The sequence below is a fragment of the Labrys sedimenti genome (assembly GCF_034424805.1).
Lineage (GTDB): Bacteria > Pseudomonadota > Alphaproteobacteria > Rhizobiales > Labraceae > Labrys > Labrys sedimenti.
This window is the reverse complement of record NZ_JAXOUF010000004.1, coordinates 195,486-215,783: the sequence shown is the minus strand read 5'-3', so window position 1 is coordinate 215,783 and position 20,298 is coordinate 195,486. Positions and strand designations below refer to the sequence as shown.

Here is a 20,298-nt window from a genome sequence, read left to right as displayed (position 1 = left end):
GTATATTATCGAGTTGGAAACAACCTCTGTCGCGGCGGCCGCAGCCAAGGCGCGGCGCCCGGATTGCGAGGCGGCATGACCAGCGCGCACAATGAAGCAGGCAGGGCGACGCCGCTGCCTTCGCCGGTGCTGGAAGTCCGGGATCTGCGCATAGAATTCCCGGTGCGCACCGGCACGCTGGTCGCCATCGACAATGTCTCCTTCGACATCGCTCCGGGCGAGATTCTGGGCGTTGTCGGCGAATCGGGCGCGGGCAAGTCGATGACCGGCAATGCCCTGATCGGGCTGCTGCAGGCGCCGGGGCGCATTGCAGCCGGCAGTATCCGTCTGAGTGGCGAACGCATCGACAACCTTCCTCCCCATCGTCAGCGCCTGATCCGTGGCCGTCGCATCGGCGCCATTTTCCAGGATCCGCTGACGAGCCTCGATCCGCTGTTCACCGTCGGGCGCCAGCTGACCGAAACCATCCGCACGCATTTTCCGGCTCTCGGTCGCGAGGAGGCCCGCAGCCGGGCGATCCGCCTCCTCACCGAAGTTGGAATCGCCGATCCCGTCAATCGTTTCGAGCAGTATCCCCACCAGTTTTCCGGTGGTATGCGCCAGCGCATCGTCATTGCCCTGGCGCTGGCCGGAGAGCCGGAACTGATCATCGCCGACGAGCCGACGACGGCGCTCGACGTCTCGATCCAGGCCCAGATCCTGGCCTTGCTCAAGCGGCTGGCGCGGGAGAAGAACACCGCCATCATGCTGGTGACCCACGACATGGGGGTGATTGCCGAGATCGCCGACCGGGTGGCGGTGATGTATGCCGGCCGCGTGGTCGAGATCGGCCCGGTGGAGGCCGTCGTGCGCCGGCCCAGCCATCCCTATGCGGCCGGCCTGATGGCCTCGATTCCTTCACTGGGCCGCCAGGTCGAGCGCCTGGCCCAGATCGACGGGGCGATGCCGCGCCTGGGCAACTGGCCCAAAGGCTGTGCCTTCCATCCGCGCTGCCGGCAGAGCGGTCCGCGCTGCGAGGCCGAGAGCCCTCGGCTTGCCATGGCGGGCGCCACCACGGCGGCCTGTTTCTTGCATCAAGGCGGTACGACGCTCTGACGATCGCGCGGGAATGACGTTTTCCGCGCCAGGGGAAACTCGTCTTCAATGATGCCATACAAGATTGTATACTCGATATAGTACAAATTTGTAGACGGCTGTGGCCGCTTATGGAATGATCGCAGTGCCCGATCCGAGGGACGGGCAGGGGAATGGATCGTCTGCTGTGAACGGTGTCACCGGCCGTCCGACAAGCAGCCGGTCGCTTGGTGACGAAGCGTGAGACAACAACAAAGCCGCGCCGTCGTGACCGCCGACGAAGGACCGTTTAACCGGGAGATGTCCGTGAAGACCTATTTGAAGATCCTGCTGATCGCTTCGTGCGCCGTGCTGGCCACGGGAGCAGCCAGCGCCAAGACGCTGCGTTTTGCCGAAGCCCAGGAAATCAGTTCCATGGACCCGCATGCGGCGCGTGACGACTTCACGCTCAGCCTGCTCAGCAATGTCTATGAGGGATTGGTGCGCTGGAACCGCGACCTCAAGCTCGAGCCGGCCCTGGCCGAGAGCTGGGAGACGATTTCGGACACCGAGTGGCGGTTCCACCTGCGCAAGGGCGTCAAGTTCCACAATGGCGATCCCTTCACCGCCGACGACGTGATCTTCTCCTTCGAACGGGCGGGCGCGCCGGGCTCTCCCTTCGCCGGCCTGCTCGAGCCGATCGCCAAGATCACCAAGGTCGACGACCACACGGTCACGGTGACGCTCAAGCGCAAATATGCGCTGCTGCTCAATGATTTCGCCGGCTGGTACATCCTGGACAAGAAATTCCAGGAATCGGTCGGGGCAACCAAGCCGATCGACCTGTCCTCCAACACCGGCGGCGCCATGACCACCCAGGGCATCGGCACCGGGCCGTTCAAGCTGGCTTCCCGCCAGCCCGACATCCGCACCGTGCTGGTCAAGAACGAGGACTGGTGGGACAAGCCCCAGCACAATCTCGACGAGATCGTCTATACGCCGATCACCAATGCCGCCACCCGCGTCGCCGCCCTGCTGTCGGGCGAGGTCGACTTCATCCGCAACGCACCGCCCCAGGACGTCGAGCGCATCGCATCGACACCCGGCATGAAGATCATGCGCGCGCCGCATCTGCGCTCGATCTTCTTCGGCATGGACCAGCAGAGCAAGACGTTGCCGAACAGCGGCGTGGATGGCAATCCGCTCGCCGATGTCCGGGTGCGCAAGGCCATCTACCAGGCCATCGACATCGAAGGCATCAAGCGCAGCATCATGCGCGGCAATTCGCGCCCGACCGCAGTGCCGTTCGCGCCCGAGCTACCCTATTACGATGCCAGCCTGGACGTGCGCTTTCCCTATGACGTAGCCGCATCCAAGGCGCTGCTGGCCGAGGCGGGCTATGCCAAGGGCTTCACCCTGCCGATGGACTGCCCGGCCGGCTCCTTCATCAATGACGAACGGATCTGCCAGGCCGTGGTCGGCATGCTCGCCAAGATCGGCATCAAGGCCCAGCTGACCATGCACACGCCGGTCCAGACCGATACCGAGCTGCCGGCAGGCAAATATTCCTTCTATATGCTGGGCTGGGCCGGCCTGCCTTCGATCGATGCCTACAACATCATGTCGGCGACGATCCACACGCCGACGGGCGATCTCGGCACCTGGAACCCCAAGGGCTATTCCAACCCCAAGGTGGACAAGCTGATCGAACAGATCGGCACCGAATATGATCCGGCCAAGCGCCAGGCGATGATCTCGGAAGTGGTGAAGATCCACCGCGACGAAGTCGGCAAGATCATGCTGCACCAGCAGTTCCTGACCTGGGGCATGAGCGACAAGGTCAATGCCGACGTGCCCGCCGACGAGTATACGCGCTTCTGGTACTACACCATGAATTGAGGCGCACGAGGGCAGGGCGCCTGCCGCGCCGCGCTTCGGCCTTCGCTTTGCCGCATGATGTTTTTTCCGGGTCCCCCGAAACTGTCCGGCATCATGCGCAGACGGAGGGGCGGTATCTCCCACCGCCCCTCCGCAAGCCTTCGTGCAACGACGCACCGGCTGATCCCTTCCGGCGAGGGGAGCGCAAGCCGGGGGGCGTTGCCATTGAGCCGTGGCCTTTATTCAACTCCTTGTCTTGACGCACTTTCTCAATCGGAAACCCCGTAGGCTCTTCCGGAAGATGCGCCAGGGATCGAGAGACCCTCATGATCTCCATGCTCGCAACCCGCCTCACCAGCGTCATCCTGGTCATGCTGGTCGTCACCGGGTTGTCCTTCTGCATCTTCAACTTCCTCGGCGACCCCGTGAACAATGTGCTCGGCGTCAATGCGACGCTGGCCCAGCGCGAGGAATTGCGGGCGGCGCTCGGCCTCGACCAGCCGACGATCGTGCAATTCTGGCGCTTCGTCGAACGCGCGGCGGTCGGCGATTTCGGCGTGTCCTACCGCAACCGGCAGCCCGTCCTCGACCTCATCCTCACCCGCCTGCCGGCGACGCTGGAGCTGGTCTTCGCGGCGACCCTGACTGCCCTGCTGGTCGGCATCCCCATGGGGGTCTATACGGCACTGAGGCCCCGCGGCCTGCTGAGCCGCCTGTTCCAGATGGGCTCGCTCCTCGGCATTTCCATGCCCCAGTTCCTGATCGGGATGCTCCTCATCCTGGTCTTCTCGGTGGAACTGCGCTGGCTTTCGGCCTTCGGACGCGGCGACACCGTGCGGATCGGCTGGTGGACCACGGGATTTCTCACGGTCAGCGGCCTCAAGGCCCTGATCATGCCCACCATCACGCTCGCCGTCTTCCAGGTCTCGATGATCATGCGCCTGATCCGGGGCGAAATGCTGGAGGTGTTGCGCTCCGATTTCATCAAGTTCGCCCGGGCGCGCGGCCTGTCGGATCGGGCGGTGCATCTCACCCATGCGCTACGCAACAGTCTCTTGCCGGTGATCACCATCGTCGGCCTGCAGATCGGCTCGCTGATCGCCTTCGCCATCGTGGTCGAGGCGGTGTTCCAATGGCCCGGCATGGGCCTGCTGATCCTGCAGGCGATCGAGTTCGCGGATTTCCCGGTGATGGCGGCCTATCTCGCCTTCGTCGGCTTCAGCTTCGTGCTGATCAATTTGATCGTCGACCTGACCTATCTCCTGGTCGATCCTAGATTGAGGGTGAAATGAGCCAACTTGCCGGCATCGTCCGAAGCGTGGCCGCCAGCGAACTCGCCTGGCGCTTCCGGACCTCGCCTGCGGTCATCATCGCCACGATCATCCTCGGCCTGCTGGTGCTGTGCGCGGTGGCCGCCAACCTGATCGCGCCGCATGATCCCTTCGATCCGGCGACACTCGACATCATGGATGCCCGCCTGCCGCCGGTCTGGTCGGAAGGGGGGAGCGCGCGCTATCTGCTCGGCACCGACGAGCAGGGCAGGGACATCCTGTCGGCGATCTTCTACGGCATGCGCGTCTCCCTTCTGGTCGGCGTCGCAGCGGTGCTGTTCTCGGTGACGCTGGGGGTGATACTCGGCCTGCTCGCCGGCTATTTCGGGGGTTGGGTCGATGCCGTGATCATGCGCCTCGGCGACGTGCAGCTCTCCTTTCCCACCATCATGATCGCCTTCTTCATCGATGGCGTCGCCAAGATCGTGATGCCGGCGGCGCTGCGCGAGGACATGCGCTTCTACGTCGTCATCCTCGCCATCGGCGTCGCCGACTGGGTGCAGTTCGCCCGAACCGTCCGTGCCACCACCATGATCGAACGCCGCAAGGACTATGTCGCCGCCGCGCGGATCTCCAAGGTGTCGAGCTTCAGGATCGTGCTCTCCCATATCCTGCCCAATACGATCGGGCCGGTGCTGGTGCTCGCCACGCTGGGTCTCGGCGTCGCCATCCTCACAGAGGCGATCCTGTCCTTCCTTGGGCTCGGCATGCCGCCATCCCAGCCTTCGCTCGGCACGCTCATACGCGCCGGCAACGATCTCCTGCTGTCCGGCGAATGGTGGATCTCCCTGTTCCCCGGCGCGGCGCTCGTCCTGCTCGTCCTGTCCGTCAACATCGTCGGCGACTGGCTGCGCGATGTCCTCAATCCCCGTCTCCGTTGATGCCCGAGTTGTGAAATGACCGATCTTTTTCTCGCCAATGTCCGCCCCGATGCCGGGGAAAGCGCCGACATCCTGATCCGCGCCGGCCGGATCGTCGCAGTCGGCCGCGACCTCAACCGGCCCGAGGGCGTGCCGGTGGTCGACGGCAAGGGAGCCATCGCCATCGCGCCCTTCGTCGAGGCCCATGTCCATCTTGACAAGATCCTGTGGGGCCTGCCCTGGCACTCCATCAACGTGCCGCCGTCGCTCCGGGCGATGATCGACAACGAGGTCGCCATCCGCAAGGACCTGCCCTGGGGAGTGCCGGAGCGCGCCGGCAATCTGATGCGGCGCTGCGTCGAGATGGGCTCGACCCATATCCGCAGCCATGTCGATATCTCCACCGGCTACAAGCTCGACAATCTCCATGGCGTCCTGGAGGCCTGGGAGAAGGTGAAGCATGCCGTCGGCCTCGAACTCGTCGCCTTTCCCCAGACCGGCCTGATGATCGACCCCGGCACGGCGGATCTGATGGAGGCGGCGCTGGACGAAGGCGCTTCCGTCATTGGCGGCATCGATCCCGCCACCATCGATGCCGATCCCAAGGGCCATCTCGACACCATCTTCGGCATTGCCAGCCGCAAGGGCGCCAAGATCGACATCCATTTGCACGAGCCGGGGGAACTCGGGCTGTTCGAACTGGGCATGATCGCCGAGCGCACGCGGGCGCTGGGCATGCGGGGGCGCGTCGTCGTAAGCCATGCTTTCTGCCTCGGCGATGGCCCGCCGCACAAGGTGCAGCGCATGATCGACGTGCTGGCCGAGGCCGGGATCGGCATTATTTCCGCCGTGCCGGGCGAGATCGGTTTCCCGCCGATGTTCGAGCTGGCGGCACGCGGCGTGCGCTGCGCCGTCGCCTCGGATTCCCTGCGCGATACCTGGAACCCGCATGGCGATGGCGACATGCTCGACCGTTGCCGGCTCCTGGCCTATCGCACCCATTGCCGCACCGATGCCGAACTGCTGCGGGCCCTGGACATGGGCACGCGTCGCGGCGCCGACCTGCTCGGCCTGGAAGGCTATGGGCTCGAGGCCGGCTGCGAGGGCAGCCTCGTCCTCATCGAGGGCGAGAACCTGGCGCAGATCCTGGTGGATCGTCCGCCGCGCGCTCTCGTGGTGAAACGAGGCCTCATGGTTGCCGCCGACAATCAATGGATCGATGGCGGGGCACCATGAAGCAGGACAACGCCGCCGCTCTGGTCGAGGTCACCGACCTTTCCAAGGTCTTCGACGTCTCCGCCCCCTTCCTGCAGCGCATCGCGACGCGCGCCGGCCGCAAGCTGGTGCGGGCCGTCGACGGCGTGAGCTTTTCGATCCCGCGGGGCACCACCTTCTCGATCGTCGGCGAGTCCGGTTGCGGCAAATCCACCATCACCCGCCTGATCGCCGGGCTGGAGGCGCCGAGTACTGGCCGCATCGACTTCGCCGGCAAGGGCGGCAAGCCCGTGCAATTGCAGATGGTGTTCCAGGATCCGGTCGGCAGCCTCAATCCGCGCTGGCGCATCGGCCGCAGTATCGCCGAGCCGATGCGACATCTGCCGAGGGGCGAGCGCCGTGCCCGGGTGGGGGCGCTGCTGTCGACCGTCGGGCTGGCGCCTGGCGACGGCACCAAATATCCGCACGAATTCTCCGGGGGCCAGCGCCAGCGCATCTCCATCGCCCGCGCCCTTGCTGCCGAGGCCGAATTGCTGCTCTTGGACGAGCCGACCTCGGCCCTCGACGTCTCGGTCCAGGCGCAGGTGCTCAACCTGCTCAAGGACCTACAGCAGCGCCTCGGCCTGACCTATCTGTTCATCAGCCATAATCTGTCGGTGGTGCGTTTCCTGACCGACCGCATCGGCGTGATGTATCTCGGCCGCCTGGTGGAGGAGGGGCCGGGCCACACCGTGTTCGACAGGCCGCGTCACCCCTATACGCGCCTGCTGCTCGAAACGATCCCCGATATCGAAAATCCCAACCGAGACCGGGCTCCCCTGGCCGGCGACCTGCCGAGCCCGCTCAATCCCCCGCCGGGCTGCGCCTTCCATCCGCGCTGCCCGCTGGCCATGGAGATCTGCAAGCGCGAAAGGCCGCAGATGCGGACGATCGAGGATGATGTGCGCGTCGCCTGCCATGCGATTGATGCCGGCGGTGGGCAGCCGACACAGGCTTGAAGCCCGGACAGAAGCCTGATCGTCCCGTCCGCTGCCAGTTCAGGCAATATCGCGATCCATGGCGTTCCTGTATTCCCCTTTAGGCCTGCGCACTCATCGACTTTTCAGGTGTTGTCGTGGAACGTTGAGCGGCTGAACGCATTCTATGGTCAAGAAGCGCTGCCTCGGGTCGGCTGCAAACCGCTCCGGATTTCGAAGAAGTCGGGCAGCATTGGCCTTGAACGCGAAAGGACAGGCAATGGCCGTCGCCAAGAATACGATCTGCGTGTGGTATGACAAGGACGCCGAGGCTGCGGCCCGCTTCTATGCCGAGATCTTTCCCGATAGCACGGTACATGCCGTCCACCGCGCGCCTGGCGACTACCCGTCGGGCAAGGAGGGCGATGTGCTGACGGTTGAATTCACCGTTGCCGGCATTCCCTGCCTCGGCCTCAATGGCGGACCCGCGTTCAAGCACAGCGAAGCCTTTTCCTTCCAGATCGCCACGGACGACCAGAAGGAGACGGACCGCTACTGGAATGCCATCGTCGGCAATGGCGGCCAGGAAAGCGCGTGCGGCTGGTGCAAGGACAGATGGGGCATCTCCTGGCAGATCACGCCGCGGGTGTTGACCGAGGCGATAGCCGCCGGTGGCGCGGAAGCAAAACGTGCCTTCGAAGCAATGATGGAAATGCGGAAGATCGACGTCGCGGCGATCGAGGCGGCCCGCCGGGGCTGACGGTGCCGCCATCCCCAGGGCCATTTGCAGAAATCACCATTGGTCTTTCGGGTAAGTTTTATTCTTTCAAGTCAATATGTTGAATCAAGATATTCGACAATCGCCTTCACGTCGGTTTCGGCAATCGGCGCCTTGTAGGTCTTGATCATCTTGCTGACTTCGGCAGCCCAGAAGGCCTGTCCCTTCTTCGGCGGCTGGGTGCGGATATAGTCCGCCGAATGACAGGCGGTGCAATTGTTCTGCGCAATTTCGAGGTTCGGCCCGTCCCTGAATTTGGAAGCCTCGTCGGGAAGCTGGTAGGTCAGCGGCTGGGCCAGGACCAGCGAAACAGGCAGCAGAGCGAAGGCGGCTGCCAGGGGCGTGGTGACGATGCGTTTCATCATGGCTCTCCTCAGGCTGCCGTGACTCTGGTGGCTTCCACGCAGTTGCGCATGTAGCCGGCCGGGTTCCACAGCGGCTTGTCGGGCTGGGTCTTGCCGTCATTGCCGGTGGCCCGCACCTTGAGCACGTGCGGGCCTTTTTCGAGCCGGATATCGGTGGTCCATTCCCGGAAGGAATATTTGCCGAGATCCTCCCCGAGACGCGTCGGCTGCCAGGTGGCGCCGTCGTCGGTGGAGACGGAGACCCGCCTGATGCCCGAGCCGCCGTCGAAGGCGAAGCCACGCAGCTTTACCGGGACGCCGGCCGGCACCTTCTGGCCGTCGAGCACGCTGGTGATGAAGGAGCGCACATTGAACCGGTTGATCGGCACGGTCTTGTCCGGCGCCTTGCCGGGCTCGGTGCACGCGCAGTCATTGTCGGGAATGCGGTAGGCGGACTTCATCCAGAAGCCGTCGAACACCTTGTCGAGCACGGTGATCTCGTTGAGGTGCTTGAGCCAGTAGGTGCCGTACCAGCCGGGTACGACCAGGCGCACCGGAAAGCCGTTCAGCCAGGGCAGGTCCTCGCCGTTCATGGCATAGGCCAGCATCACCTCGCCATCGCGGGCGTGGTCGATGTCGATGGCCTTGACGAAATCGGGTGTATCGGGTGCGGCCGGGCCGTCCAGGCCGCCGAACGACACCTGCACGGCGCCGGGCTGCACGCCCGCCTTGTCGAGGATGGCCCTGAGGGGAACGCCCTTCCACCTGGCATTGCCCATGGCGCCGTTCGCGAGCTGGCCGCCAGCGACGCGCGGTTCGACGAAGCCGCGGCTGTTGCCCGAGCACTGGAGGGCAGCCACCAACTCGACAGGTTCATAGGCTTTGAGATCGTTCAGCGACAGGGACAGCGGAGTCTTGACCAGTCCCTTGACCTCGATCCGATAGGTCTGCGGATCGATCTCGAGCGGGATGTCGGAGAGATGGTAGCGTACGAAGAAGGCATCGTTCGGCGTGAGGATGCCTTCGTCAAAGACCTGGAAGGGCGTTTCGAGTTGCGGTGGGCGCTCGGTCAGCCCGATCAGCGGGCGCTTGCCGGGATATTTCACCAGGGGCCGCCCGCCATTGGCAAAGGGCAGGGTGATTGTCTCTTCCGCGCGGGCGAGAGGGGGCAGCATCAATCCGCCAGCCAAGGCGGCGGCGGTCGAGCCGCCCAGCTTCAGGACATTGCGTCGGCTGATCATGGTCACCTTCCTGGGGTTGCCGTTGGTGGCGTCGTGCGGTCTTTTGCGCAGGTATGCGGGTGTCGACTTGATCGGAAAAACGCGAGGCCGGCTGCCTTGTTCCTGCCCCTTGCCTCAAGCTTGCCGCTGGCTGTCACAGGGAGCAGCCACCGTCGGCTGCCGCGCATCGACTGCCTGCAGCGTGGTGACCGCGATCATGTGGTAGGCATCCTCGGCGCTGCAGCCGCGGGAGAGGTCGTTGGCGGGCCTGGCCAGCCCCTGCAGGATCGGCCCGATGGCCGTCGCCCCGCCGATGCGCTGGGCGATCTTGTAGCCAATATTGGAAGAGTCGAGATTGGGGAAGATGAAGACGTTGGCAGCGCCATGCAGGGGCGAATTCGGCGCCTTGGCTGCGCTCACGGCTTCCACGAAGGCGCTGTCGAATTGCAGCTCTCCATCGATGGAAAGCTGGGGGTCGGCGGCTTGCGCCAGGCGCGTCGCCTCCACCACCTTGGAGACGCGTTCATGTGAGGCGCTGCCGACGGTGGAAAAAGACAGCATCGCCACCTTGGCCGTTACGCCGGCCAAGGCCTCGTAGGAGCGCGCGGAGACGCGGGCGATGTCGGCGAGCTCCGCCGCGTCGGGATCGATGACGAGGCCGCAATCGGCAAACAGGAAGGCACCCTTCTTCACGTGATAGGGTTGGCACAGCATCATCAGGAAGAAGCTGGAGACCAAGGCGGCGCCGGGCGCCCGGCCGATGCATTGCAGGGCCGCGCGCACCGTATTGGCGGTGGTCGCCACGGCCCCGCCCACCGTGCCGTCGGCTTCGCCCTCTCGCACCATCATGGCGGCGAAGGTCAGCGGCGAGCGCAGCGCCTCGGCGGCTGCCTGCGCGTCGACGCCCTTGGACTGGCGCAGCCGGTGAAAAGCAGCGGCCAGGCGAGGGGCGAGCGGCGAGGCTGCCGGATCCTCGATGCGGATCTCTTCGGTCGTGGCGCCGGCCTCGCGCAGGCGCTGCCCGATGATGCCAGCGCTGCCGACGAGGATGACGCGGGCAATGCCGTCGCGGCTCGCCCGCAAGGCGGCCTCGACGATGCGCGGATCCTCGCCCTCGGCGAGGACGATACGTTGGGGAGCAGCCTTGGCTGCCGCGATGATGCGGTCGAGCGGTTTCATGACACATGCCCCAGGAGATACATGCCGGCCAGGATGAAGAAGGCGAGGAAGGCGGTCTCGGCGACGATCAGGGCGACAGCGTCGCCGCCGACGTCGAGCACCCGGCGCAGCGCCGTCTTCATGCCGACCGAGACGATGCCGGCCAGCAGGGCCCAGCGCGAGACCTCCGAGCCGGCTTCGGCAACCACCCTCGGGATCAGGCCGAACGAATTGATCGCGGCCAGGATCAGGAAGGCGATGACGAAGCCGGGCAACAGCGGCGGGCGGCCGGAAGCATCGTCCGGGCCGGCGATGTTGCGGGTCGCCAGCGAATAGACCAGCACCACCGGCGCAAGCATGGCGACACGGATGAGCTTGACCAGCGTGGCCGCTTCGCCGGCCTCGGGCGAGACGGAAAAGCCGGCGCCGACGACTTGGGCGACGTCATGGATGGTGCCGCCGAAGAAGATGCCGGTGGCGCGCGCGTCCAGCCCGATCGCATGGGCGAGGATCGGATAGACGATCATGGCGATGGTGCTGAGCACGGTAACCGACAGCACCGTGAAGATCAGATTGCGCTCGGAGAACTCATTCTTGGGCAGCACGGCGGCGATGGCCATGGCCGCCGAAGCACCGCAGATGGCGACCGAGCCGCTGGTGATCAGCGCCAGCCGCCAGCCGCGCCCGAGCAGCTTGGCGGTGAGCAGCCCGAAACCGATGGTGGCGGCGATGGCCGCGACCAGCAGGAGGATGGTGCCGGCGCCGAGCTCGATCAGCAGGTCGACGCTGATGCGCATGCCGAGCAGGGCCACGCCGAGGCGGAGCACCTTCTTGGCGCACAGGTCGATACCGGCGACGCAGCGTCCTTCCTCGGACAGGAAGTGCAGGGCGATGCCGAGCAGCAGCGCCATCAGCATGGCCGGCGCGCCATAATGGTCGGACAGGAACTGGGCGGCGATGGCGGTGGCGCCGGTCACCGCCACGCCGGGCCAATAGCGGGCGGCTGCCGAGGGAAGCCCTCCGAACCGGCTCGGCGTTACGGCTGAGGTCGCCATGGGCGCGTTTCCTGTGGTGGCATACGGCAGGAGAACGGCCTGCCCCCAAGGGGAGGCAGGCCTGGTCGATCAGGTGTGCTGTTGCGGACGCATGTCGGCGCGATCGATGCCGGCCACCGGCACGGGCTTCTTCATGGCGTCGCGGCGGAAGGGCTCGCCCAGTTCCTGGTTGAGCACGACCTCGACGAAGGTGGTCACGCCCCTGGCCTGGTCGTCGAGCGCCCTGGCGAGGGCCTCGGTCAGGCCGGCCGGCGTGTCGACGCTGACGCCCTTGAGCCCGCAGCCCTCGGCCACCTTGGCATAGCTGAGATTGGGGTTGAGCTCGGTGCCGACGAAGTTGTTGGCGTACCACAGCGTGGTGTTGCGCTTTTCCGCGCCCCACTGGTAGTTGCGGAAGATCACCATGGTGATGGCCGGCCAGCCTTCGCGGCCGATCGCGCCCATTTCGTTCATCGAGATGCCGAAGGCGCCGTCGCCGGCAAAGCCCACCACCGGCGTGTCGGGGCAGCCGATCTTGGCGCCGACGATGGACGGGAAGCCATAGCCGCAGGGTCCGAACATGCCGGGCGCCAGATATTTGCGACCCTGCTCGAAGCTCGGATAGGCGTTGCCGATCGCGCAATTGTTGCCGATATCGGTGGAGATGATCGCCTCCTTCGGCAGCGCCGCCTGGATGGCGCGCCAAGCCTGGCGCGGCGACATGCGGTTCGGCTCGCGCCGGCGGGCCCCGTCATTCCACTCCGTGCCCGGGTCGTCGTCCTCGTGGTCCATCGAGGAGAGTTGCTGCAGCCAGGCCGAGCGGGTCTGGTGGATGGTGGCGACGCGCTCCTTCCGGCCGGTGTCGCCGGCCACCGGCGACAATTGCGCCAGGATCTGGCCCGCCACTTGCCTGGCGTCGCCGCAGATGCCGACGGTGACCTTCTTGGTGAGGCCGATGCGGTCGGCGTTGATGTCGACCTGGATGATCGAAGCCTGCTTGGGCCAATAGTCGATGCCGTAGCCCGGCAGGGTGGAGAACGGGTTGAGGCGGGTGCCGAGCGCCAGCACCACGTCGGCCTTGGCGATCAGCTCCATCGCAGCCTTGGAGCCGTTATAGCCGAGCGGCCCTACCGCGAGGCGATGGCTGCCGGGAAAGGCGTCATTGTGCTGATAGCCGCAGCACACCGGTGCATCGAGCCGTTCGGCCAGGGCCATGGACTCGCCGATGGCGTTGCCGATGACGACGCCGGCACCGTTGAGGATGACCGGGAATTTCGCCTCGGACAGCAGCTTGGCGGCCTGGGTAATCGCCTGCGGCCCGCCGGCCGGGCGCTCGAAGCGCACGATCGCCGGCAGGTCGACGTCGATGACCTGGGTCCAGAAGTCACGCGGAATGTTGATCTGCGCCGGAGCGCAGCCGCGCCAGGCCTTCTCGATCACCCGGTTCAGCACTTCGGGAATGCGCGAGGGATCGCGCACCTCTTCCTGGTAGCACACCATCTCCTCGAACATCGCCATCTGGTCGACTTCCTGGAAGCCGCCCTGGCCGATGGTCTTGTTGGCCGCTTGCGGGGTGACCATCAGCAGGGGCGTGTGGTTCCAATAGGCCGTCTTCATGGCGGTGATGAAGCCGGTGACGCCGGGCCCGTTCTGGCCGATCGCCATGGCCATGGTGCCGGTGGCGCGGCTGAAGCCGTCGGCCATCATGCCGGCATTGGTCTCGTGGGCGCAGTCCCAGAACTTGACGCCGGCCTTGGGGAACAGGTCCGACACCGGCATCATGGCTGAGCCGATGATGCCGAAGGCATGCTCGATGCCATGCATCTGGAGGACTTTGACGAAGGCTTCTTCGGTGGTCATTTTCATGGCGTGGTTCCTTTCGAAGGGGCCATTCGGCCTTGAGAGAGTGGAGAGATGTTCAATTGTGATTTCAAAGAGATGGGCTGGTTTTCGAAACCAGTTTGATCGGAGGGTGATCTAGAAGATCTCGTCCTTGAGGTAGTACCAGCGGTACATGCCCCACTGCCCGAGGCGCCTGAACGGCGTCAGCAGCCCGTGGCTCGGCAGCGGCGAGGTGAAGATCGGCAAATCGAGGCCGCCGCCCTTGCCGGCGACCATCTGGGCCATGCGGCGGCCGGCCTGGGCCGAGTACATCACGCCATTGCCGCCATAGCCCATGGCGTAGAACAGCGGCTGAGCCGGGTCGGGACGGAAGATGCGCGGCATCATGTCGTGGCTGACATCGACCCAGCCCCACCAGGAATAGTCGATCTCGATGCCGCGCAGGATCGGGAACTTCCGGTGGAGCCCTTCGAGCAGCAGGTTGAGATGCTTGGGATTGGCCGCATCACCGCCGGTGATGGCGCTGCGGCTGCCGATCTGCACGCGACCATCCGGCAGCATGCGATAATAGTGGCGCAGGGTGCGCGTGTCGGTGAGCGGGATGCGCGCCTTGAAGTTCAGCGCCGTACGCTCCTCGTCGGTGAGCGGCCGGGTGACCACGGAATTGGACAGGATCGGCATCAGCCTGTGCCGGGTCAGCGTGTGCAGCCCGGGCGAGGTATAGCCGGCCGTGGCGATGCAGACGGCGCGGGCGCGGACGGTACCGCCCAGCGTTCGCAGATGATGGACGCCGCCCTTGAAGTCGCAACCGAGCACCGGGCTCGAGACATGCACCCGGGCGCCGAGCTTGCGTGCCAGACTGAGATATCCGAAAGCGAGCTTGGCCGCATGGATGCCGATGCCGTCGGGCTCGTACATCGCGCCCTTGGCCTCTGCATCGCGCACGAAATCGCTGTGGATCTCGTCGCGGCCGACCATGCGGGCACGGTATCCGAACACCTGGTTCAGCAGCCGCGTCTCCTTCTCCAGCGCCGGCAGCATCTTGTCGCGATGGGCGATGTAGAGATGGCCGCCATCCTGGGGCTCGCAGTCGATCTCGGGCTCTCGGATCAACCCGCGGAACAATTCGAAGGCATCGGCGATCTCGGCATGGAGCTTTCTGGCGACGTCCTCCCCCCAGCGCTCGATCCATTGCGAGCGCTTCAGCCGGCCCGAGGAAATCTGCGCCTGTCCGCCATTGCGGGTGGAGCAGCCCCAGGCGACGCCATTGGCTTCCAGCACCGTCGCCTTGATGCCGTGCTCCCTGGCCAGATGAATGGCGCAGGACAGGCCCGTATAGCCCGAGCCGATGACGGCTACGTCGACGTCGAGATCGCTGGTGACCGGCCCGTCATCGGCGGGCGGCGTGCCCGCCGTGCCGATCCAGTAGGTCGGCGCGTAGTCCTTTCCGGCACCCGGATTGGGGGCATGGATCGGGTCGTACGCCGGATCGAAGGGCTGCCTCGGCGCCGTCGCCCTGATGAGCTGCTGGTCCATCGGATTGTCCTCCCGCGCTGAGCTCAGCCCTGCGCAGCCTGTGGCGGCCGGTTCTTGCGGAAGGCCTGCTTGCGGATGATCTTGCCTCCGGCGAGGGTGAAGAGGTCGCAGCCCTCAGCCTCGATGCGGCTGCCGTCGGCCTGGGTGCCGGAAAAGACCCATTCCGAAACCGCCCGATCGCCATGGACGAGATGGCTGTGATGGGCCCAGCGTGCGTCGGGCATCGCCTGCCACACGCCGCTGAAGGCCTCCGCGATGGCCTGGGTGCCGGAGAAGCGCGTGCCGTAGACCTCGGGGCCGCCGACCGCGTCGAACACGCAGTCCGGAGCGAAGAAGGCCATGACGCCGTCGATGTCATGCCGGTTGAAGGCATCGAAGAGGCGGGCAAGATCGTCTGGGGACATCGACATTTCAGTTTCCTCATGTCTTTCGCGGGAGCCCTTTGGGCAAGGCTTCGCCGTCGGCCGGGCAGGCCGGCCAATTGGTCTTGTTCTCAAGGTTGGTGCCGTGGGCGCCAGCGTCGGGCGGTTAGCCCGAGGCGGGCACCACGAAATGCGGTTGCGCCGTCGTCAGATCTTGCCCTTCCAGGGGATGAGCGCCTTTTCGAGGTAGCGGATCAGGAGGTCGAAGGCGAAGGCGAAGATGCCGATGATGAAGATGCCCATGATCACGGTATCGCTTTCGAGATTTTCGGCCGCGTTGAGGACCATGAAGCCGAGGCCCCGGTTGGCGGCGACCATTTCGGCGGCGACGAGCGTGGTCCAGCCGACGCCGATGCCGATGCGCATGCCGGTGAAGATCTCCGGCAGGGCGGCCTTGAGGATGACCTGGCTGATGACCTGGCCGCGCGTGCCGCCCATCGCATAGGCCGCATGGACCTGTTCGGTGGAGACCGAGCGCACGCCGGCCCGTGCTGCGATGGCCATCGGCGCGAAGATCGCCAGGTAGATCAGGAACACTTTCGGGAACTCGCCGATGCCGAGCCAAATGATAATCAGCGGCAGATAGGCGAGCGGCGGCAATGGGCGGTAGAACTCGATGATCGGGTCGAAGAGCCCACGCACGAAGCGGTTGACCCCCATCAGGATGCCGATCGGCACGGCCGTCACCAGGGCAAGCAGGAAGGCGCCGACCACGCGCCCGAGGCTCGCCATGGTGTGCTCGGCCAGGGTCGAGTTGGAGACGCCGTCGGTGAGCGCCAGCACGAACTTGTCCCAGACCGCCACCGGGGAGGGCAGGAACAGGGGCTTGACCCAGCCCGTCTCGGTGACAAGGAACCACAGGGCGATCAGGACGATGGCGGTGGCCAGGCTGATCAGGCCGCTGCTGCCGTCGCCGGGCGCGCCGAAGATCTTGCCGGGCTGGACGGGCCGCGCCTTCAGGACACCCTCAAGCATGGGCAGCCTCCGGATTGGCGCGCTCGTCGCCATAGATGATGCCGAGTATTTCTTCGCGCATCCTGATGAACTGGGGGCTGGACTTGATGGCACGGGCGTTACCCTCCGCGAGGAACTGGCGATTGAAATCGAGTTCGTAGGTATGGGTGATGCGGCCGGGGCGCGGTGACATCACGATCAGCCGCGAACCCAGGAACAGCGCTTCCTCGACGCTGTGGGTGATGAAGAAGAACATCTTGTTGGTGAGCTGCCAGACCTTGAGCAGCAATTCCTGGATGGTCTCGCGGGTCAGCGCATCGAGCGCCGCCATCGGTTCGTCCATCAAGAGCATGGCCGGGTCGCAGGTCAGGGCCCTGGCGATGCCCACGCGCTGCTGCATGCCGCCCGACAGGTGGTAGATCATGTGGCGGTGGAAATCCTGCAGGCCGACCAGCGCCAGGTTCTTGGCGGCGAGCTCGCGCCGCCTGGTCTTGTCGACGCCGCGCAGCTTGAGGCCGAACTCGGTGTTGTCGATCACGTTGAGCCAGGGTAGTAGCGCGTGCTTCTGGAACACCACGCCCCGGTCGGCGCCCGGACCGTTGATCCGATTGTTCCCGAGCGAGATCTCGCCGTCGGACGGCGCCATGAAACCGGCCATGATGTTCAGCAATGTGGTCTTGCCGCAGCCCGATGCGCCGAGGGCGACGACGAAATCGCCGCTGTTGATACTGAGATTGACGCCCTTGAGGGCGATGACGGCTTGGTCTGAATAGAGGCCCGGATATGTCAGGCTGACGTTCTTGACACTGAGCGTTTCCATAACGAATGCCTCCCTGCACCTCGGTCACGGGGCGCGTTGGACGTCCTGTCGGCCGCCCGCAGCAAGTGCTGCGCGGGCGATCGACGGTGTGGGCGGTGTGTCGAAGGGGCGTTCTATTTGGCCGCGCTCTGGGCAAAGCTTGCATTCACATAGGGCGCGTAGTCGTCGAGCGACTTGCTGATCTGTTTCTGCTCGACCAGGAATTTCGCACTTGCGTTGAGGGCGCGCACCGCGCCGCCGCCGAGCCAGCTATCCGAAGCCTGTTCGGCTGCGTTGGGGAAGGAGAGCAGCTTCAGGGCCTCCACCGTGCTGGGGCCGTCGCCGCCGATCAGCTTGACGATGCCGCGGACCTGCGGCGAGTCGGCCGTCCAGGCCGCCTTGTTGGCGTTGTAGTCGGCATAGGCCTGCGCCAGGACCTTGGTGAAGGCGGCCATCAGCTTGGGATTCTCTTCTGCCCAGCCCTTGGCGACCACGAGGCCGTCGAAGGTCGGTACGCTGGCGGCGCCGATGCCTTCGGAATCGGCGATCACCTTGCCCGATTTCAAGATTTCCGACAAAGCCGGGGGCCAGACATAGGCTGCATCGATGTCGCCGCGCTGCCAGGCGGCGACGATCTGCGGCGGCTTGAGGTTGAGGATGTTGACCTCGCGCGGGTCGATCTTCCAGACCTGCTTCATGCCGACGAGCAGATGGAAGTGGGAGGTCGAGACGAAGGGAACGGCGACCTTCTTGCCCTTCAGGTCCTCCGGCTTGGTGATGCCGGAGCCCTCGCGTACCACCAGCGCTTCGGACTTGCCGATATTGTCGAGGATCCAGAACAACTGCAGGTCGACCCCTCGGGTGGCGGCAGCGGCGGTACCGGTGGAGCCGATGACCCCGATCGGCACATCGCCCGAGGCCAAAGCGGTGGTGATGTCGCCGGCCGAGCTGAACTGGCGCCAGTCGATCTTGTAGCCGGCCTCCTTGGCCGCGGCGTCGAAGCGACCGTCGGCGATCGCCGTCACGAACGGGCCGACGATCTGCTGGTAGCCCACGACGAGATTGGTTTCGGCATGGGCGAAGGCGGCACTGAAGAGACCGGCGGCCACCGTCACGGCGCCGGCCATACGCTTGACCAGTTGCATGATCATTCCCCTTTGGCTTGCGGCAACCGGGGATCCCGGTGCCACCGGCTGTTTTCGCCGGATTTTCACCGGTGTCATCAGACCCGGTCTTATTGGCTTAAGGGATAAATCACGTTGGCCTGTTGCCTTAGAGCCAGTTGGCAAGTTGAATGAGTCCAGTTTGCCGGAGCAAGGCGCGCCCGCACGCCATCGCCGCTCCAGGAAAACGTGTCAGGGATGAGCTGGATGAGCCAGACGGCGATTTCCGAGACGATCTTCTTCGTCGACAAGGCGAGCCGGATCGGGCTCCAGGCCCAAATCCGCGAGACCGTGGTCTCCTCCATCCTGGCGGGGCGCTTGGGCCCCGGCCTGCATCTGCCTTCGACGCGCAAGCTCGCCGCCTATCTCACCATTTCCCGGATCACGGTGACGCTCGCCTATCAGGAACTGGCATCGCAGGGCTACATCCAGGCCTCGAGCCGCAGCGCCTATCGCATCGCCGACAACCCGCCCTTCAACACGCTGGAGATCGCCGCGCCTTCGATCGAGGCGGAGCGCATCGACTGGAGCGCCAAATTGCGCTCGAGCTTCATCGTCGCCAAGCAGATCCGCAAGCCGCTCGATTGGCGACGCTACCCCTATCCCTTCCTGTATGGCCAGATGGACAGCTCCCTGTTCGACCTCAATGCCTGGCGCGACTGCGCGAGGCGTGCCCTGGCCCGCGAGGATTTCGAGCTGATGGCCGGCGATTTCGCCGCGGCCGACGACGCCCGGCTCGTCGACTATATCTGCTCACGGACGCTTCCCAGCCGCGGCATCCGCGCGACCCCCGACGAGATCCTGGTGACCGTGGGCGCCCAGAACGCCTTGTGGATCGTCATTCAGCTCCTGTTGGGCCGAGGTTCACGGGCGGTGTGCGAAAATCCGTGCCATCCCGACATGAGCGCCTCCCTGCAGTTGAGCGGGGCTGACGTCACCGCCATCGACGTCGACGGGGAGGGGCTGCCGCCCGACGCGCTGCCCGAGCAGGTGGACGCCGTCTTCGTGACGCCGAGCCACCATTGTCCGACGGGAGCGACCATGCCCGTCGAGCGGCGCGTCGCCCTGCTGGAAGCGGCGGCCAGGAAGGATTTCATGATCGTCGAGGACGACTACGAGTTCGAGATGAGCTTCCTGGCCCCGCCTTCGCCGGCGCTCAAGGCCTTCGATCGCAGCGGACGGGTCCTCTATGTCGGCAGTTTCTCCAAATCGCTGTTTCCGGGCCTGCGGCTCGGCTATCTGGTCGCGCCAGCGGCGTTCATTCGGGAGGCGCGGGCCTTGCGCGCCCTCATGTTGCGTCATCCGGCCGGCCATCTGCAGCGCAACGTCGCCTATTTTCTCGGGCTCGGGCATTACGATGCCCTCGTGCACCGCATGCGCGGCGCCTATCACGGGCGTCACATCGTGATGGCCGAGGCGCTCAGAGAGCAGGGCCTGGTGATCGCCGGTTCCGCTGCCTTCGGCGGCAGCTCCTTCTGGATCGCCGGCCCCGACGGCCTGGATGCCGACCGGCTGATGACGGATCTCAAAGAAGATGGCGTGCTGATCGAGTCGGGCTCGCCCTTCTTTGCCAGGAACGAGGGGCCTTGCCGGTTCTTTCGCATGGGCTTTTCCTCGATCCACCGCAACAGCATCGCGCCGGGGGTGGCGCTCACCCGCAACTGCATGGACCGGCTGCGGCCGGGGTCGTGAGCCTCCCTGAAATCCCCACGACTGCCAAGGCCGTTGCGCGACCGGGCACTCGCAAGGCGGAAC

General features: G+C 65.4%; 18 protein-coding genes. 8 read left to right on the top strand and 10 right to left on the bottom strand.

Annotated elements, in window-relative coordinates:
* The first annotated feature begins 75 nt into the window (after window positions 1-75).
* The 7 genes from U1R88_RS16035 to U1R88_RS16005 all read left to right on the top strand — a co-directional run bounded on the left by U1R88_RS16035 (window position 76) and on the right by U1R88_RS16005 (window position 8,053).
* Window positions 76-1,095 carry an ABC transporter ATP-binding protein gene (locus tag U1R88_RS16035; RefSeq protein WP_322432125.1) on the top strand — a complete coding sequence of 340 codons (1,020 nt, stop codon included), beginning with the start codon at window positions 76-78 and terminating at the stop codon, window positions 1,093-1,095.
* Between the two features lie 285 nt (window positions 1,096-1,380).
* Window positions 1,381-2,952, top strand: a complete 1,572-nt coding sequence (locus U1R88_RS16030) for an ABC transporter substrate-binding protein (protein ID WP_322432124.1) — start codon at window positions 1,381-1,383, stop codon at window positions 2,950-2,952.
* Between the two features lie 305 nt (window positions 2,953-3,257).
* Window positions 3,258-4,223 (top strand): ABC transporter permease, encoded by a 966-nt coding sequence (locus tag U1R88_RS16025; protein ID WP_068299388.1) that lies wholly within the window; start codon window positions 3,258-3,260, stop codon window positions 4,221-4,223.
* The gene (locus U1R88_RS16020; RefSeq protein WP_322432123.1) at window positions 4,220-5,143 is read left to right on the top strand and encodes an ABC transporter permease; all 924 of its coding nucleotides are present in this window, start codon (window positions 4,220-4,222) and stop codon (window positions 5,141-5,143) included. The genes U1R88_RS16025 and U1R88_RS16020 overlap by 4 nt, the downstream gene beginning before the upstream one ends.
* 15 nt (window positions 5,144-5,158) lie before the next feature.
* Entirely contained in the window at window positions 5,159-6,358 is a 1,200-nt protein-coding gene (locus U1R88_RS16015) for an amidohydrolase family protein (protein WP_322432122.1), read from the top strand.
* Window positions 6,355-7,335 carry an ABC transporter ATP-binding protein gene (locus U1R88_RS16010; RefSeq protein WP_322432121.1) on the top strand — a complete coding sequence of 327 codons (981 nt, stop codon included), beginning with the start codon at window positions 6,355-6,357 and terminating at the stop codon, window positions 7,333-7,335. Before U1R88_RS16015 ends, U1R88_RS16010 begins: the two co-directional genes overlap by 4 nt.
* Before the next feature lie 238 nt (window positions 7,336-7,573).
* Complete coding sequence (locus U1R88_RS16005; RefSeq protein ID WP_322432120.1) at window positions 7,574-8,053, top strand: VOC family protein; 480 nt, start codon at window positions 7,574-7,576, stop codon at window positions 8,051-8,053.
* Between the two features lie 71 nt (window positions 8,054-8,124).
* On the opposite strand, the gene sorB is transcribed toward U1R88_RS16005, so the two are convergent.
* From sorB to tauA, 10 genes are all read right to left on the bottom strand, one after another.
* Window positions 8,125-8,433 (bottom strand): SorB family sulfite dehydrogenase c-type cytochrome subunit, encoded by a 309-nt coding sequence (gene sorB / locus U1R88_RS16000; protein WP_322432292.1) that lies wholly within the window; start codon window positions 8,431-8,433, stop codon window positions 8,125-8,127.
* Window positions 8,434-8,444: 11 nt separating this feature from the next.
* Window positions 8,445-9,656 carry a SorA family sulfite dehydrogenase catalytic subunit gene (sorA, locus tag U1R88_RS15995; protein ID WP_322432119.1) on the bottom strand — a complete coding sequence of 404 codons (1,212 nt, stop codon included), beginning with the start codon at window positions 9,654-9,656 and terminating at the stop codon, window positions 8,445-8,447.
* A 114-nt stretch (window positions 9,657-9,770) separates the two neighbouring features.
* A complete protein-coding gene (pta, locus tag U1R88_RS15990) occupies window positions 9,771-10,814 on the bottom strand; it encodes a phosphate acetyltransferase (protein WP_322432118.1) in 1,044 nt (347 codons plus the stop codon).
* On the bottom strand, window positions 10,811-11,848 hold the full coding sequence (locus tag U1R88_RS15985; protein WP_322432117.1) for a YeiH family protein: 1,038 nt from the start codon (window positions 11,846-11,848) through the stop codon (window positions 10,811-10,813). Before U1R88_RS15985 ends, pta begins: the two co-directional genes overlap by 4 nt.
* A 69-nt stretch (window positions 11,849-11,917) precedes the next feature.
* Entirely contained in the window at window positions 11,918-13,693 is a 1,776-nt protein-coding gene (gene xsc / locus U1R88_RS15980; protein WP_322432116.1) for a sulfoacetaldehyde acetyltransferase, read from the bottom strand.
* 111 nt (window positions 13,694-13,804) lie between these two features.
* On the bottom strand, window positions 13,805-15,205 hold the full coding sequence (locus tag U1R88_RS15975) for an NAD(P)/FAD-dependent oxidoreductase (RefSeq protein ID WP_322432115.1): 1,401 nt from the start codon (window positions 15,203-15,205) through the stop codon (window positions 13,805-13,807).
* A gap of 23 nt (window positions 15,206-15,228) precedes the next feature.
* Window positions 15,229-15,609, bottom strand: coding sequence for a nuclear transport factor 2 family protein (locus U1R88_RS15970; protein WP_068294296.1), 381 nt, complete (start codon window positions 15,607-15,609; stop codon window positions 15,229-15,231).
* A gap of 165 nt (window positions 15,610-15,774) precedes the next feature.
* The gene (locus U1R88_RS15965) at window positions 15,775-16,602 is read right to left on the bottom strand and encodes an ABC transporter permease subunit (protein WP_068294273.1); all 828 of its coding nucleotides are present in this window, start codon (window positions 16,600-16,602) and stop codon (window positions 15,775-15,777) included.
* Window positions 16,595-17,401, bottom strand: a complete 807-nt coding sequence (locus tag U1R88_RS15960) for a taurine ABC transporter ATP-binding protein (protein WP_322432114.1) — start codon at window positions 17,399-17,401, stop codon at window positions 16,595-16,597. Before U1R88_RS15960 ends, U1R88_RS15965 begins: the two co-directional genes overlap by 8 nt.
* A gap of 113 nt (window positions 17,402-17,514) precedes the next feature.
* A complete protein-coding gene (gene tauA, locus U1R88_RS15955) occupies window positions 17,515-18,525 on the bottom strand; it encodes a taurine ABC transporter substrate-binding protein (RefSeq protein ID WP_425545439.1) in 1,011 nt (336 codons plus the stop codon).
* Window positions 18,526-18,750: 225 nt separating this feature from the next.
* Here tauA and pdxR point away from each other — a divergent pair, with 225 nt between their 5' ends.
* Window positions 18,751-20,235: a MocR-like pyridoxine biosynthesis transcription factor PdxR gene (gene pdxR, locus U1R88_RS15950; protein ID WP_322432112.1), complete on the top strand. Its 1,485-nt coding sequence runs from the start codon at window positions 18,751-18,753 to the stop codon at window positions 20,233-20,235.
* Window positions 20,236-20,298: the final 63 nt, after the last annotated feature.

What these genes read in the sequence shown, in the direction of transcription:
- U1R88_RS16035 (WP_322432125.1), top strand. Translation starts at nt 76, where the DNA reads ATGACCAGCGCGCACAATGAAGCAGGCAGGGCGACGCCGCTGCCTTCG.
- U1R88_RS16025 (WP_068299388.1), top strand. Translation starts at nt 3,258, where the DNA reads ATGATCTCCATGCTCGCAACCCGCCTCACCAGCGTCATCCTGGTCATG.
- U1R88_RS16020 (WP_322432123.1), top strand. Translation starts at nt 4,220, where the DNA reads ATGAGCCAACTTGCCGGCATCGTCCGAAGCGTGGCCGCCAGCGAACTC.
- U1R88_RS16015 (WP_322432122.1), top strand. Translation starts at nt 5,159, where the DNA reads ATGACCGATCTTTTTCTCGCCAATGTCCGCCCCGATGCCGGGGAAAGC.
- U1R88_RS16010 (WP_322432121.1), top strand. Translation starts at nt 6,355, where the DNA reads ATGAAGCAGGACAACGCCGCCGCTCTGGTCGAGGTCACCGACCTTTCC.
- U1R88_RS16005 (WP_322432120.1), top strand. Translation starts at nt 7,574, where the DNA reads ATGGCCGTCGCCAAGAATACGATCTGCGTGTGGTATGACAAGGACGCC.
- sorB (WP_322432292.1), bottom strand. Translation starts at nt 8,433, where the DNA reads ATGAAACGCATCGTCACCACGCCCCTGGCAGCCGCCTTCGCTCTGCTG.
- sorA (WP_322432119.1), bottom strand. Translation starts at nt 9,656, where the DNA reads ATGATCAGCCGACGCAATGTCCTGAAGCTGGGCGGCTCGACCGCCGCC.
- pta (WP_322432118.1), bottom strand. Translation starts at nt 10,814, where the DNA reads ATGAAACCGCTCGACCGCATCATCGCGGCAGCCAAGGCTGCTCCCCAA.
- U1R88_RS15985 (WP_322432117.1), bottom strand. Translation starts at nt 11,848, where the DNA reads ATGGCGACCTCAGCCGTAACGCCGAGCCGGTTCGGAGGGCTTCCCTCG.
- xsc (WP_322432116.1), bottom strand. Translation starts at nt 13,693, where the DNA reads ATGAAAATGACCACCGAAGAAGCCTTCGTCAAAGTCCTCCAGATGCAT.
- U1R88_RS15975 (WP_322432115.1), bottom strand. Translation starts at nt 15,205, where the DNA reads ATGGACCAGCAGCTCATCAGGGCGACGGCGCCGAGGCAGCCCTTCGAT.
- U1R88_RS15970 (WP_068294296.1), bottom strand. Translation starts at nt 15,609, where the DNA reads ATGTCCCCAGACGATCTTGCCCGCCTCTTCGATGCCTTCAACCGGCAT.
- U1R88_RS15965 (WP_068294273.1), bottom strand. Translation starts at nt 16,602, where the DNA reads ATGCTTGAGGGTGTCCTGAAGGCGCGGCCCGTCCAGCCCGGCAAGATC.
- U1R88_RS15960 (WP_322432114.1), bottom strand. Translation starts at nt 17,401, where the DNA reads ATGGAAACGCTCAGTGTCAAGAACGTCAGCCTGACATATCCGGGCCTC.
- tauA (WP_425545439.1), bottom strand. Translation starts at nt 18,525, where the DNA reads ATGCAACTGGTCAAGCGTATGGCCGGCGCCGTGACGGTGGCCGCCGGT.
- pdxR (WP_322432112.1), top strand. Translation starts at nt 18,751, where the DNA reads ATGAGCCAGACGGCGATTTCCGAGACGATCTTCTTCGTCGACAAGGCG.